The organism is Nostoc sp. C057 (genome assembly GCF_013393925.1).
Lineage (GTDB): Bacteria > Cyanobacteriota > Cyanobacteriia > Cyanobacteriales > Nostocaceae > Nostoc > Nostoc muscorum_A.
In genome coordinates this window covers 681,360-695,376 of record NZ_CP040281.1, presented here as the reverse complement: position 1 = coordinate 695,376, position 14,017 = coordinate 681,360, and the positions used below count along the sequence as shown (strand labels likewise).

Here is a 14,017-nt window from a genome sequence, read left to right as displayed (position 1 = left end):
CCAGGCAATCATAAATAAGCTGTTATAATTACATTCAATGTCTTTTCATCTGGGTTCTTTGTTCCAAAAATAGACGCTTTTAAAACTGTCACAATATTTGGAACTCAAACTATGTCGGAATAGTGTAAATAAAATATCCGACTAACATTTTTTGCCGAGCTTTTCACAGAGGATGAAAAACTCGGCTGTAGCATCTGTTGCAACAACCTATAGAGGGAATCTATAAAGTTAATTTTGAGCAGTTATTGTGGAGATTGAATAATGCTAACCGGTGCAAAAACGTTGTCTGGTTTGATGGGTTTATGTGTCGGTGATGCGTTGGGTGTGCCAGTGGAGTTTACTAGCCGTGCTGAACGAGTAAAATCTCCAGTGACAACGATGCAGGGTTATGGCACATGGAATCAACCACCAGGAACTTGGTCAGATGATAGTTCGTTAAGCTTTTGCCTAGCAGAATGCCTTTGTAGGGGGTATTCGTTGGATGCCATAGCCAATTCCTTCTGGCGCTGGTACAAGGAGGCTTACTGGACTCCCCGTGGCGATGTCTTTGATATTGGTCAAACTACACATACAGCAATTATGCGCCTGAAACAGGGAGTTGTTCCCCATCAGGCGGGTGGGAAGGTTGAAAATAGTAATGGCAATGGTTCGTTGATGAGAATCTTGCCGATGGCTTATTGTCACCGAAACTTAACTTTAGGCGAATTGCTAGCGCGGGTGCATGATGTTTCAGCGATTACCCATGCTCATGCGCGATCGCAAATGTCCTGTGGAATTTATATTAGTATTGCAGTGGCGCTCCTAGAAGGGGCTGACCCCCAAACAGCTTATCTACAAGCATTGCAAGATATCCAAACAATTTATTCTGTCCGAGAATTTTTGTTAGAAAAGCCGCATTTTGGCAGAATTTTTAGTGGTGAGATTGCCAAGCTACCAGTTGAAGAGATTAATTCTGGTGGCTATGTGATTGATACTTTGGAGTCATCCCTGTGGTGTTTATTAAATAGTTCGTCTTATTCTGAGGCGGTGCTGAAAGCTGTCAACTTAGGCGGAGATGCCGATACTACTGCCGCCGTCACTGGTGGATTAGCGGGAATTTATTATGGGGTGGAAAATATTCCTCAAAAATGGATGAACCAAATTGCCCGTAGACAGGACATTATTTATTTGGCAGAGCGTTTTGCAAGGGCTGTCTACAGTTGAAGGGACTGGGGACTGGGTGAGAAGACAAAGGGAATAACCAATGCTCAATGCCCAATACCCAATGCCCAATACCTAATCCTAAACCGTAGACAAAGAATAGACCTGACCATCAATCAGCAATCGTGTGATGCCTTTAGCTTGCAGATGAGTCCGAGCCTTATGGAGCATTTTACTATCAGGAACTTTAATTACGCGATCGCGCTTGGTAGAAAAGCGCTTGGCGACGCGATGATTATCAAATACCGGCAGAGTTCTTTGCTGAGTTTCCAGGCTGGGAATTTGTCCCAAATCACCAAAGTCCTTGAGGGGTCGGGTAATTAATTCCGAGGAACGGTCAATTACCAAATAACAAGTTTTCGGCAAATTGGCTATCGACAGAGGTAAAACTTGAACTGATGCTTCACCTGGCCTTCTTTTTGTGACTAAAGGTCTTTCGTCATCCAGGTCATCATCATCAAAGTCTTCTTCCTCAAAGTCGTCATCCTCTAAATCATCATCTTCTAAATCATCCAAATCCTCCGATTCATCTAGCAAATCTTCGCCTAGCATCTGCGCGATGACAGCCGCTCCTGGATGTTTATCCTTTAGCGGTGGAATGGAGATGCTGACTATTTCCGGCGGCTTTTGCTCTGGAGTTTCTAATTTCTCTGTAACTCGGAGCTTCGGTTTTTCTGCCGCCGAGGGGCGACGGCGCACCCGTCTACTAGCAGCGAGTGATTCTGCCGTTTCCTCTGAGTAAACTTCCGGCTCTACACGAATTACCCGACGTGGCTGCGGCTCAACCTTTGTCACTTCCAACGGTGGGCTTTCGATGGGTGGAACTTCTATCTCCGGCTCCGGTTGAGTCAGCAATGGTAACTGCTCATAGCTTACCTGCGCCCTGCCTTCAGGAGTTCTCGCAGCCCGCTTTAAAGAGACTAAGTATTCATACTCATCCTCTGGCAAAGTGCTTTTGAGCAGGCGACTAATTGTCGAGTTACTCACACCATAGCGTTCTGCCAAAGTTGAGGTTGTTTCGGCAGTCTCTCGATATAACTTAAGAATTTCTTGCTTGTCAGAGTCTGTTAGTTTTCTCACGGTAGATACCAAAAATCTTTACTAAGCTCGTTTACGTCCACTGGTACGCCGCGTTCGTCTTAGTGATGCGTCATATTCTAAGACAGCGCCCATGCCAAATAACACCCCACTAAACACCCAAAACACTTCTAATATCTCCCCACTTTGATAGTTGGGGCCTTGGGCGTATTTAAACCACATATCTGCAATGTAAAGCGAAAAGGCCGCTGCTGCAATCATTCGCCAAGACTGGGAAACTCTTCCCCCCCAAAAGGCTAGTAGCAGAGTGGTAGCAATAATTAACAGAACTACATCGCTAACTACGTAAAACCAATTCAAAATAGCGACTAGCAGTTCTGAGGGTGTTTCCTGTTGCATAGAAATCCACCATGCCAACAAACTACCGAATACTGCAATTGCTAACACAATTAGCCACTGCCATTTTTCCAGATTGATTCGCCTGGAAGCCACAGCTAAAATCATGCCTGCGCCAAGTAATAGATAAGTGAGTACAAAAAATATATCGCCTACAGACACATCTGGTTCATCTTTTAACACTATTTCGGTATATCCGAAAATTATCCCCCCAACGAAATAGGAAAGCATACCTAACCCAATTAAGAGCCAGACATTTCGCCCACTGACGATTTGTGGACTCAGCCAGTTCCTCAAGCATAAGATACTGGCACCCAAATAAGCTAAAGCTTCAAAAATATTTGTACCAATCACATACCACTCGGCCCGGCTTTCTATGCCATCAGCTCCGGGAACTTTGGCACTAAACAACAAAAAGTATAGCAGTGCTAGTACGGCCCAGCCAATATTAGCTAAGACAATGTTCTGAGTATTGAAAATGGATTTAGAAAGGAACGAATTCTCGTAAGAGTTATTCATAGGAATTGACTATGTAGATGCACTCTGGCAATATTTTGAGTTAAAGGACTGTATATGTAGCAGTGTGTCTGCCGATAATACACAATCGGACACCAAAAGCAAGTACCAGTGGCCGGAATTTTGTTAAAATTTTCCATGCTACTGCCACAGTTTACCCAGTGGCGATTGATTTAGCCAACTGATAAATAGCAATCGCTCGGCTTCTGGCATATCTTCTAGCTTATAAATCACTTGTTTGGTAAAATTGCCATTGCCAAAATATGCTTTTCCTAATCGATGCAATTCTTGTAATAAAGTAACTACATGATTTTCCTGCCAATCAGGTATTTTGGCAGTTGGCAAAGGATTGGTAGATACCAAATATTTAACTGCTTCTAGGGAAGATGCTTGAGGAAATTGCTTTTGCTTTAATACTTCCGCAATATCTTTCTCAAATAATGCAGCTTGTTTAGCACCTAAAAACTCTTCAATGTCGATAGAAACACCCTGTAACAGCAAAATACTGGCTTGGACTAAAATCGCCGTTTTGCCATGACCACCTGTATCACTATCCAGCTGCTCTAAACGGATTTTACCCCAGACGCTAAAGCGTTCGGGTTCCTCCAGCAAAACACAGGCTTTACCCCGGTTATCCGTTAATTCTCTCCATAAGGCTCTAGCTTCTTCTTCTTGACTAGCTTTGAAAACACTAATCAAGCGAAAAGTCTGCCCTTGATAATTGAGGATCGGCACCTGCTGATCCTTTTTTGGGTGCTGAATGCTTGATATTTCAACATCCTGCCGTTTGAGAATAAACATGGCACTAGCAAATAACTCCTCACAGGGGCACTCTTAATATGGAATATATAATGGCATTTGGCAGTATCGCCAAGGCTGAAATTACCTAGCGTACTGTGAAAATGGGCCTAGCGATCGCCAGATTCTTCCCGAAGGTAGCCACCCAGAGGGCATTGGCGTTAACAGGCAAATAACCCCTTGACAACTCAATATATCTAAACCGATACTCCATCTGTTTCGTTTTTGGTGTAAATTGACTAGCTAGCGACTAGCATCTTAGCCTTGCTAGTGGTAAATCTGCAATTTTTGATTGCTTCTTGGTAAGTAAAGACGATATAATAGTGTAGGTGACTCCTTCAGGAGCCATTATTTTGTTTTGGGCGCGTAGCTCAGTGGATAGAGCAATTGCCTTCTAAGCAATCGGTCGCAGGTTCGAACCCTGCCGCGCTCGTTTTAACTCAATATGAACCCTCAAGCGGTGTGAAGTGATATGATGATTTCCGCGTTTGAGGGTTCGTTATTGCTGCATCATACCAAGAACAAAGGTGATATATATAGCGTTTCCTAGTCTAGTGAGGTACAGTAACAACAATGAGTAAACCAGCCTTCGATATCTTTTAAAGATACTTTATTAAAAGCTTCTTCAACGGCTTTCGCTAAATCTGGATAATTTCTGGCACCGATAGAACGTAGTATGTTCAGAGTTTTGGAACTAACTTTTGAGAGATAAATGCCTCAAATGTGAGTCCATCTGTTGCACCAATCACACTAATTTGGGTAATTATACCTCTAAAACCGATAGCACCAATCAAGGAGACATTTTTTCCTCGCTTAATAGGACGTTCACCTCGCGCTTGCTTTCCTTTGGGCGCACGGGCAAATAGTCTTACTAAAGATAAATTTATGCCGGATTCATCAATAAAGATAAGATTTTTAGCTAGAATTTCTTGAACTTTTTGCCAAAATTCTACTCTTAATGATTGAACTCGGTCACTCTCTTTCTCGGTTGGGTATAGTGTTTTTTTTTGAGATTTAGGTTAAGAAGACGCAGCATCCTATCTAGAGTTGAGCGACCAATCAAGACTCCCGTTTTCTGTTCTAACAGCAGACGAAGTTCATCCAAGGTTGCATCATTATTATCTGACACAATTGACGACAAAACGTTTAATTCTTCCTGCGAGAGCTTTCTTGGTGTTTGTTGTGTGCGAATCTTGGGCAAAATACTCCCAGTCTTTCGATATTGTTTCAGTAATTTTTCAACAAGACTTTAGAGGCTGTTTGAAAAGTCGGAGAGATGGTAAAAAAGCTCTCTCAGTATACGCTGTGAATAGATAGTAGACAGCACCGAGAGAGCAACATGAGTAAAGCATACCCCAGCAATCTGACCCGTGTTCAATATGAATTTCTCAGTGACATGATTCCAGAACAAAAACCCGGTGGTCGGAAGCGTGAAGTTGATATGTGGGAAGTTCTGAACGCAATTTTTTATGTCCTAGTAGAAGGAGTTAGATGGCGATGCCTACGCCTACGCTACCGGGTGACTTTCCCGTCTGGCAAACGGTATACAACTATTTTCGTAAATGGCGCAAAGACGGAACGTGGTTGAAAATTCACGATAGTCTGCGTCAGTGGACAAGGATTGAGCAGGAGCGCCATCGAAGCCCTATCTACCTTGCTATGATCCGGATCATGGTAAGACGATTAGCATCCCACCTTCGCGCACCAAAAAAGACAAGAAGGATACTAAAACGTACTCATCCTTCCAAACGACCCCATGTTTCTACAGCTAAAATTCTATCCCAAAAATAATACCTAAAAACAGACACCTTGAAAGGGCTGATCCTAAAATATATGAGAGGTTGCAAAATGTATTGTGAAATCAGTATTTTAAAAATGCCTAAAAACCAAGCTAAAAACATATTTAATAGAGGAAGAAGGTTTAGGAAATAATTATTTAGCCTACACCTTCTTCCTAGGTCAAGTTCAGCCTATTCTAAAGTCTTTTTTACTTCATCTTTGATATTTTCAGCAGTATGACGAACTTGGGCTTCAGCTTGTTTAGCTTTACCTTCAGCTTTATCATTAGGGTTACCAGTTACTTCACCAACTGCTTCTTGTACTTTTCCTTCGACGTTCTTTGCAAAAGCCTTTGCTCTATCTTCGATACTCATATACTTTTTTCCTTATCTTAACTAGTGATTATTTATTGCTTGCTAAGAAAGCGTTACAATGTTTATATATTACTTTTAGACAAGTTTTAATTCTTCTATCTGACGATGTTTTTATTAAGAATATTTGTGTCCATTGTACATAGTTATTTAAAGGTTAAATTCATCTTGAAGAATTCAAATAATATCCAAAAGATAGAAAGGATTTATTCGATTGTTCTATCTTGAGAGAAAATCATTTGCTACTTTGGCTAGATAATGATGCAGATGTCTAGCCTAAATTAGCGGTTAAGAAATACTCAGAATGTGAAAACCGCAACTTGAGTTAGCAGTACTACTGCAATAACAAGTAATTTATTATACTTTAAGCGCTTATAAACATCTGGCACAACAAAATAGTCGAGATATAAGAAAATATTTTAATACTGCTTACTTAGAGGGAAAAGGAGCGGAAGAGCTGATATATAAGGTTTTTCCCCTTTAAGCTTTTCCTTTCCCCCAAAACTCGACGTTCCAAAAAAGTGGTGTTGTCACAAATCTTAGGCGGAAAGAAACATAATTTTTCAAATTTTAACTGAAGAGTAGTTTAGCTAGTGCAAGAAAGCAGAGAGAATTCTGTAGATTTTTCTGCGGCTTTCCGCAGGGTACGAAACTTCAAAGAGACAGCAGGAAAGAAAGCTTGATTTACAAGCTTTTGTTACCTTTTTAAACTGGATAGTTATTTATGCCATACCGCACTAGTAAAACTTGTAACTAATTTCTCACTAAAGACAGCAGGAACAAGTATTTACGTTTATTTCTATTTATCAAGGTATTTATGCAATCAAATTCTACTACTCAACCAACTTCTAACTCCCAATATGTAGATTCTCGGATACAAACTGATGTATCTGTTAACATTTTCATCGGATTTTCTATTTTGATTCTAATGATTGTGTTTGTAGGATTTAATATCTATAAGAAACACCGTGCTGCTGTTCTCAGTCAGCAAATTGCTTCATTAGAAAAACTGTGGCTTTTGAATATTAAGAAAAAAAGAGCTTGAAGAAAAACAATATAGACAATGAAGTACTTATTTATAATTTGGGTGCTTATACTCTCTTTAATCGCTCCTAATGCGGCGATCGCTCAAGCAAGACAACCCTACACCTTAATATCTGGACTTGGCGCAATCCACCATCCAGTTTCCACTACTAATGCCCAAGCGCAAGAGTTTTTCGATCAGGGATTAAATTTAATTTACGCTTTCAATCATGATGAGGCGGTGCGTTCTTTTCAACACGCAGCCAAACTCGATCCGCATTTAGCGATCGCATATTGGGGTATTGCTCTGGCTTTAGGCCCTAATATTAACTTAGAAATCGATCCCAATCGAGAATTAGCTGCTTACCAAGCAGTACAGCAAGCTTTAGCACTTTCCACCAAAGCATCTAACCAGGAACGAGACTACATTACCGCCTTAGCAAAACGTTACTCCCAAGATCCTGGTGCAGACTTGTATCAACTAGCGGTAGACTACGCAAAAGCAATGGCAACCCTAGTTGAGCTATATCCTGATGATTTAGATGCAGCAACGCTTTATGCTGAAAGCTTGATGGATCTGCATCCGTGGCAGCACTGGACTAAAGATGGTAAGCCACAGCCAGATACAGAAAAAATTGTGGCTATTTTAGAATCTGTTCTCAAACGTAACCCGAATCATACGGGGGCCAATCATTACTATATCCATGCGGTGGAAGCCTCGCCTTCCCCAGAAAGGGCCCTTGTCAGTGCCAAAAGACTAGGAACCCTAGCGCCAGCAGCAGGACATTTGGTACACATGCCTTCCCATATTTACTTTCGTGTGGGAGATTATCAAGGGGCAATGCAGGCAAACGAGCAAGCGATCGCTCAAGATGATATTTACATCAAAAAATATCAAGTCCAGGGTACTTACCCCATGATGTACTACAACCACAACGTACATTTCCTCATGGTGGCCAGCAGCATGGCAGGAAAATATGAAGATGCTCTCCAAGCCGCAGATAAATTAGTCGCAAATGCTACTGCTATAAACCCGTATATACCAATGCTTGAGGGATTCCTGGGCAGCAAAATGCTGATTCAGACACGCTTTAGTGATTGGGATGCCATCTTAAAAACTCCTGCTCCCGATGTTAAATTGCCTACTACTACAGCACTTTGGCATTTTGCTCGCGGTATGGCTATGGCTGCCACAGGCAAACTTGAAGAGGCAGCAAGTGAAAGTCGGGCATTACTTACCGCCAAGCAGAAAATTTCTACCGAAGCAACTATCGGATTAAGCCCCGCCAGTCGCATTTTAGACATTGCTTCAAAAGTTCTCGATGCCAAAATTGCTACAAAAAATAATGATTATGAATATGCCATTCAATCACTAGAAAAAGCGACAGTAGCAGAAGATGCACTCGATTACGTAGAACCACCAGACTGGTACTTTCCCACGCGGGAATCTTTGGGCGCTGTACTTTTGGCTAAGGGTGATTATAAAAAGGCGGAGAAAGTCTTTCGTGCTGATCTAGAAAAGTATCCCCATAATGGGCGTTCCCTATTTGGCTTACAGGCAACTTTGCAGGCATTGGGGAAAGAAGACGCTGCTCAAATTGTCAAAGCCGACTTGCAAACAGCTTGGAAAGGTCAAACAATTTGGAATTTTAGATTTTAGATTGGCCCCATACCTAGCAGGTTATCCAAAGAAGTATAGGCCGAAATAGCCTTTATTTGTTGCTTGACTTTGGCTTTCGTATTAAAATTTTGGAGTAATGCTTCATGGTTAATGCAGTCAAACATTCAATTCGGATATTCTAAAGATGTGCCCCTGTATGTCTGATTTCCTTTATCACCCTACAGAATTTATCTTCTTCCATTTCCAACCCTTTTTTGGATTGGGCTGTACTTAGGGTAGCTGGGGCAGGCGATCGCATTTACGCGATCGTATCACTGGTTAACTATCTACTGGATGCAGAGAGATGGCTCGTATGTCATCCTAGATTTAGGAGAGTTAATTCAGTGACGTCTTTGATTTTAGTATTGAAAGGCTTTTCCTTTTAGTATTTACAGACTTCTCAGAGAAATTAAAATCTCTACACAGTGATGATTTTGGAGCGAATCGATGTCAATTTACGTAGGTAACCTCTCTTATGACGTTACACAAGAAGATTTAAGTGGTATTTTTGCAGAATATGGTACTGTAAAGCGAGTACAAGTACCTACTGACCGTGAAACAGGTCGTCCGCGAGGCTTTGCTTTTGTGGAAATGGGAACTGAAGCGGAAGAAACAGCTGCCATTGAAGCTCTCGACGGTGCTGAGTGGATGGGTCGCGACCTGAAAGTAAATAAGGCTAAACCCAAGGAAGATAGAGGTGATAGAGGTTCCTTTGGTGGAAACCGAGGAGGAGGATACGGCGGTGGCGGCGGACGCGGCGGACGCTACTAACTTTGGAAACAAAAAAAATTTACCAATAGTCTTAAGGTCAGACAAACAACAGTCTGTCTTTTTTTTGTAATGTTCCCGCCTGATTAAGTCAACTTAGTAGGAGAAGTAATGACCCAAGTAATTGTCGGTGACAATGAACACATTGAATCAGCCTTACGACGATTTAAGCGAGAAGTTTCCAAGGCTGGAATTTTTCCAGACATGAGAAAGCATCGTCATTTTGAAACACCCTTAGAAAAACGCAAGCGCAAAGAAGTCGCCAAGCACAGACAGAGTAAGAGAAGTTTTCGTAATTAAGGGCTGACATAGCTATAAAAGAAAACCTTCATAGATTCTATGAGGGTTTTCCTTTTGCCTATTTAAAAATCAGGAAACCTCAAGAAACGCTAAAATCAAGTCAGCCTTTGTATTGTAGCGGTTGTGTCCCACATCACTCAGAGTGCGGTTCACTGCATAAATCCTGATTGTCAACGTCCTTATCCCCAACCTTGGGGAAACAAATTCTGCAACAGCTGTGGCGCACCGCTAGAGTTGTTAGACCGCTATGTTCCACTTCAGCCATTAGGTTCGGGAGGATTTGCTCAAATTTACACGGTTTGGGATGAAAAAACTCAAACCGAGAAAGTGCTGAAAGTGTTGGTAGAGGATTCACCAAAGGCACTGGAATTATTTACCCAAGAGGCGGCAGTTTTATCTAGTTTGCAGCATCCAGGTGTCCCCGCAGTTGATGCCGAAGGGTATTTTCAGGTACAACTGTTTAACCCCAAGCCGCACCAACTACCTTGTCTGGTAATGGAAAAAATCAATGGACGGACTTTAGAGGAGATATTAAAAAAGTTTCCCCAAGGGTGTCCAGAGAAGTTGGTTGTCAACTGGTTTGCCCAAACTGTAGAGATTTTACAAGAATTACACAAACGTCAGATTATTCATCGGGATATTAAACCTTCTAATTTAATGCTGGGCACATCTTCGCCCACTGTCAGCCTACCTCAAGGGCAAATAGAAGGCGATCGCCTGGTACTAATTGATTTTGGTGGGGCAAAGCAATTTAGCCCCTCTAAGCTGCGTTCTCAGTCGAGTTCCACCCGATTATTTTCTTCTGGTTACAGTCCACCAGAACAAGTGAGTGGAAGTATTGTTGGGCCAAGTGCCGATTTTTATGCCCTTGGTCGAACGGTGATTGAACTGCTAACAGGCAAATACCCGCTAGAGTTGGAAGATCAACAAACTGGGAAATTGCGCTGGCGTACTGCGGCGAATGTTAACCCGCAACTAGCAGATTTGCTAGATGAGATGGTGCAAGAGGATGTGCGATCGCGTCCAGCAAATGCAGCTATGATTCAAAAACGGTTGGCGAAGATTTCTCAACCATTACCGCCGCCGGGATTATTTGCCCAACTGCGAGATCGAGTTAAGCAAATCTCAACGCAAGTTTCCCAGAGATTTACACTGCTAATCCAAGCTATTGAACAAGTTTTAGCTAACTTTAGCCAAGCTGTAACTAAAACCGTTGTTTTTATCGCTCAGACAATCATCAAAATTTTCCAAGCTTGTTTGGCGACGATTTGGGCGATGATTTTGGCTTATGTTGGCGCTTGTTTTGGTGCGATCGCAGGTTTTATTTTGGCATATCACACCAACCTGGGGCGTTGGGTTGTGGAATCTATTTCGAGTCAGCTAAACCAATTAATCCCAAATACTCAAACCGTCTTCGGGGCAGATATTTTGGTATTCATCGCCGCCGGCTGGGGAACCGCTTGGGGACTGACAGCATCCGGGTGTTTTGGTCAACGGCGGCGCTTTTTAGTAGCATCGCTGATGGGTATGATTAGCTATGGCTTCGGCTGGTTCATTTTGCAATTAATCACACCAAAAGACAGTGGCGAGGGTTTAGTGGCAGTGATTTTAGTAGCAGCTTGCCTACTCACATTGAGCTTAGGTCTTCGCAGCCATCACATAGTGTACGCCGTGTTAGCTGCCTTTGGTAGTGCGATCGCCTACGCATTTTTGATTCTTTTGAGGTTAGCACCACCGATCTTCCAATTTACTAGTCAACCAGCTTGGTCAGAGTTACAGTTACCTCTGATTTTTTTTGGTTCTGTAGGCTTCTTTATCAGCTTCTGGTTAGGAGTGAGTTACTACCTAATTGTCCCTGGATTGCGCTTTTTAGGGTGGCGGTGAAGGGCTAGGAGGCAGGGGGCAGGGGAGGCAAAGAAAGATATTAATGCCCAATGCCCAATGCCCAATGCCCAATGCCCAAAAACAAGATCCCCCTAGTCGTATTTTTCATCGAGCTAGGGGGATCACATATATGGTACTCTATAAAAGGTTCGGTATAGTTCCTTACGAATCGATTCTATAGCCTATATTTCAGTTTGGGTAGTATTACCATTAGAATTTATAGTATTTTTACAGCTTCTTAATGAATGCTTCATCCCTGTTCTTCCCTAGAGAAGCGGTATATGTAAGTATGACAGTACGCAATGTGCGTAACTTGTCATTTTTGTAGATATCTGTAAAAAATATGAAATTTAAGATTGTTGCTACCGTCGTTTTGCTAGCTTGTTTTGGGTTTGCAGAGCAGGCCCTGGCGTTAAATCAACTAGATTTGGATCAGTTGAAGGCAACAAATGCCTGTCCTAGGTGTAGTTTGAATGGTGCTGACCTAACTCAACTGAATCTAACTGGAGCAAATTTGCGAGGGGCTGACTTGAGTGGTGCAACATTATCTAAAGCTAATCTTACCAATGCCGATCTCACTGGTGCAAATTTAGAAGGTGCGATTCTGAATTCGGTCAATCTTATAGGTGCTTCCTTAACCGGAGCAAATTTGAAATCAGCATCCCTGGAAAACGCTGATTTATCTTATGCCGGTTTCATCAGCGCCAATTTAGAAGCAGCAAACTTAAAAGATGCTAAATTGCAGTTTACTAATTTTCGGGGGGCTAACTTCCGACTAACAACTATGGCGAATGGTGTCGTCACCTCTGATAAGCCCTATGGTTGGTCTTTAGAGCGTCAAAATCCCAGAGAATGTAACGAGTTTAAACCCGAAAATACTCTAGGTACAACCTGTTATTCAAAATAAACGGGGAATTGGGAATGGGGAATGGGGAATTGGTTATTAATTAATCTCCCTCTGCTCCCTGCCCCCTGCCCCTTCACCTATCCTGGTATAGCAAAAGCATTTTGTTTGTTAATGGTTCTTTATCATGGGAAAAAAGCTTGTAGATTAATTGAATCAATGCTTACCCATATTAAAGACTTAGCAACAAAACTAGCGCCTCGCTTAATTGAAATTCGCCGCCACATCCACTCTCACCCAGAACTCAGTGGTCAAGAGTACCAAACAGCAGCCTTCGTAGCTGGTGTTTTGTCTTCCAGTGGTCTGCACGTACAAGAGGGAGTTGGCAAAACGGGCGTAGTTGGAGAACTCCAAGGCACTGGTCAAAATGACCGTTTATTGGCAATTCGCACCGATATGGATGCCTTGCCAATTCAAGAGGGCACAAATTTAGAATATGCCTCTCGCGCAGAGGGTGTTATGCACGCTTGTGGTCATGATGTTCATACCACCGTAGGGTTAGGAACAGCGATGGTTCTATCCCAAATGGCAGAGGAATTGGGTGGGAAAGTGCGGTTTCTATTTCAACCAGCCGAAGAAATTGCTCAAGGGGCAACCTGGATGGTGAAAGATGGGGCGATGAAAAACGTCTCAGCTGTATTAGGGGTTCATGTTTTCCCTTCTATACCCGCAGGATCTATTGGCGTGCGTTACGGGGCTTTAACAGCCGCCGCAGATGATTTAGAAATTCTAATTATGGGAGAATCTGGGCACGGGGCGCGTCCTCATGAGGCCATTGATGCAATTTGGATTGCTTGCCAAGTTATTACTGCATTGCAACAAGCCATCAGCCGAACGCAGAACCCCTTGCGTCCTGTAGTATTGAGTATCGGGAAGATTAATGGTGGCAGAGCGCCGAATATAATTGCTGATAAAGTGCAATTATTGGGAACCGTGCGATCGCTCCATCCCGAAACCCGTGCCCATCTCCCAAACTGGATTGAAAACATTGTATCTAATGTTTGCCAGACCTACGGAGCAAACTATCAAGTCAATTATCGCCAGGGTGTACCCAGCGTTCAAAATGATTATGCCTTGACACAATTGTTACAATCAGCCGCAGAAGAAGCGTGGAGTAGCGATCGCGTTCAAGTTTTACCCGAACCTTCCCTTGGTGCTGAAGATTTTTCTATGTATTTGGAACACGCCCCTGGTTCCATGTTTCGTTTGGGTGTCGGCTACAAAGAAAGAATCATTAACCACCCATTACACCATCCCCAATTTGAAGTCGATGAATCTGCCATTATCACTGGGGTTGTAACTATGGCATACACCGCTTATAAATACTGTCAGCAAAATTTTTAAACAAAAGCTCCCAGCACATGAGGACTGGGAGCTTTT

General features: G+C 42.5%; 14 protein-coding genes, 1 tRNA gene and 1 pseudogene. 10 read left to right on the top strand and 6 right to left on the bottom strand.

Translation table 11 applies throughout. The features are described from left to right. Window positions 1-261 precede the first annotated feature (261 nt). Entirely contained in the window at window positions 262-1,203 is a 942-nt protein-coding gene (locus tag FD724_RS02870) for an ADP-ribosylglycohydrolase family protein (RefSeq protein WP_012407577.1), read from the top strand. 78 nt (window positions 1,204-1,281) lie between these two features. Here the strand turns inward: FD724_RS02870 and FD724_RS02865 are convergent, their stop codons facing one another. The 3 genes from FD724_RS02865 to FD724_RS02855 form a co-directional block, all read right to left on the bottom strand. Next, window positions 1,282-2,280 carry a transposase gene (locus FD724_RS02865; RefSeq protein ID WP_179071521.1) on the bottom strand — a complete coding sequence of 333 codons (999 nt, stop codon included), beginning with the start codon at window positions 2,278-2,280 and terminating at the stop codon, window positions 1,282-1,284. Window positions 2,281-2,301: 21 nt separating this feature from the next. Next, window positions 2,302-3,153, bottom strand: coding sequence for a hypothetical protein (locus tag FD724_RS02860; protein ID WP_012407575.1), 852 nt, complete (start codon window positions 3,151-3,153; stop codon window positions 2,302-2,304). 138 nt (window positions 3,154-3,291) lie between these two features. Beyond that, on the bottom strand, window positions 3,292-3,951 hold the full coding sequence (locus FD724_RS02855; RefSeq protein WP_114085157.1) for an Npun_F0813 family protein: 660 nt from the start codon (window positions 3,949-3,951) through the stop codon (window positions 3,292-3,294). Between the two features lie 357 nt (window positions 3,952-4,308). Here FD724_RS02855 and FD724_RS02850 point away from each other — a divergent pair. Then, a tRNA-Arg gene (locus tag FD724_RS02850) sits at window positions 4,309-4,381 on the top strand. A 247-nt stretch (window positions 4,382-4,628) separates the two neighbouring features. On the opposite strand, the gene FD724_RS02845 is transcribed toward FD724_RS02850, so the two are convergent. Both FD724_RS02845 and FD724_RS02840 read right to left on the bottom strand, forming a co-directional pair. Continuing rightward, window positions 4,629-4,835 carry a transposase gene (locus FD724_RS02845; RefSeq protein ID WP_256874578.1) on the bottom strand — a complete coding sequence of 69 codons (207 nt, stop codon included), beginning with the start codon at window positions 4,833-4,835 and terminating at the stop codon, window positions 4,629-4,631. A gap of 68 nt (window positions 4,836-4,903) precedes the next feature. After that, window positions 4,904-5,149: a hypothetical protein gene (locus tag FD724_RS02840; RefSeq protein WP_179071520.1), complete on the bottom strand. Its 246-nt coding sequence runs from the start codon at window positions 5,147-5,149 to the stop codon at window positions 4,904-4,906. Between the two features lie 138 nt (window positions 5,150-5,287). Here FD724_RS02840 and FD724_RS02835 point away from each other — a divergent pair. Continuing rightward, window positions 5,288-5,595: pseudogene (locus FD724_RS02835) on the top strand (transposase); the annotation flags it as partial. 323 nt (window positions 5,596-5,918) lie between these two features. On the opposite strand, the gene FD724_RS02830 reads toward FD724_RS02835, so the two are convergent. Further along, the gene (locus FD724_RS02830) at window positions 5,919-6,101 is read right to left on the bottom strand and encodes a CsbD family protein (protein WP_012407712.1); all 183 of its coding nucleotides are present in this window, start codon (window positions 6,099-6,101) and stop codon (window positions 5,919-5,921) included. Between the two features lie 814 nt (window positions 6,102-6,915). Between FD724_RS02830 and FD724_RS02825 the strand changes: the two genes are divergently transcribed. The 7 genes from FD724_RS02825 (at window position 6,916) to FD724_RS02795 (ending at window position 13,981) form a co-directional block, all read left to right on the top strand. Beyond that, a complete protein-coding gene (locus FD724_RS02825) occupies window positions 6,916-7,143 on the top strand; it encodes a hypothetical protein (RefSeq protein WP_179071519.1) in 228 nt (75 codons plus the stop codon). 18 nt (window positions 7,144-7,161) lie between these two features. After that, window positions 7,162-8,781, top strand: a complete 1,620-nt coding sequence (locus tag FD724_RS02820; protein ID WP_179071518.1) for a lipopolysaccharide assembly protein LapB — start codon at window positions 7,162-7,164, stop codon at window positions 8,779-8,781. A 447-nt stretch (window positions 8,782-9,228) separates the two neighbouring features. Continuing rightward, window positions 9,229-9,552 (top strand): RNA-binding protein, encoded by a 324-nt coding sequence (locus FD724_RS02815; protein ID WP_114085152.1) that lies wholly within the window; start codon window positions 9,229-9,231, stop codon window positions 9,550-9,552. 108 nt (window positions 9,553-9,660) lie between these two features. After that, window positions 9,661-9,849 carry a 30S ribosomal protein S21 gene (gene rpsU, locus FD724_RS02810; RefSeq protein ID WP_012407716.1) on the top strand — a complete coding sequence of 63 codons (189 nt, stop codon included), beginning with the start codon at window positions 9,661-9,663 and terminating at the stop codon, window positions 9,847-9,849. Window positions 9,850-9,972: 123 nt separating this feature from the next. Continuing rightward, window positions 9,973-11,733 carry a serine/threonine-protein kinase gene (locus tag FD724_RS02805; protein ID WP_179071517.1) on the top strand — a complete coding sequence of 587 codons (1,761 nt, stop codon included), beginning with the start codon at window positions 9,973-9,975 and terminating at the stop codon, window positions 11,731-11,733. A 343-nt stretch (window positions 11,734-12,076) separates the two neighbouring features. Further along, window positions 12,077-12,640: a pentapeptide repeat-containing protein gene (locus tag FD724_RS02800; protein ID WP_114085149.1), complete on the top strand. Its 564-nt coding sequence runs from the start codon at window positions 12,077-12,079 to the stop codon at window positions 12,638-12,640. 156 nt (window positions 12,641-12,796) lie between these two features. Beyond that, window positions 12,797-13,981, top strand: coding sequence for a M20 family metallopeptidase (locus tag FD724_RS02795; protein ID WP_179075391.1), 1,185 nt, complete (start codon window positions 12,797-12,799; stop codon window positions 13,979-13,981). Window positions 13,982-14,017 lie beyond the last annotated feature (36 nt).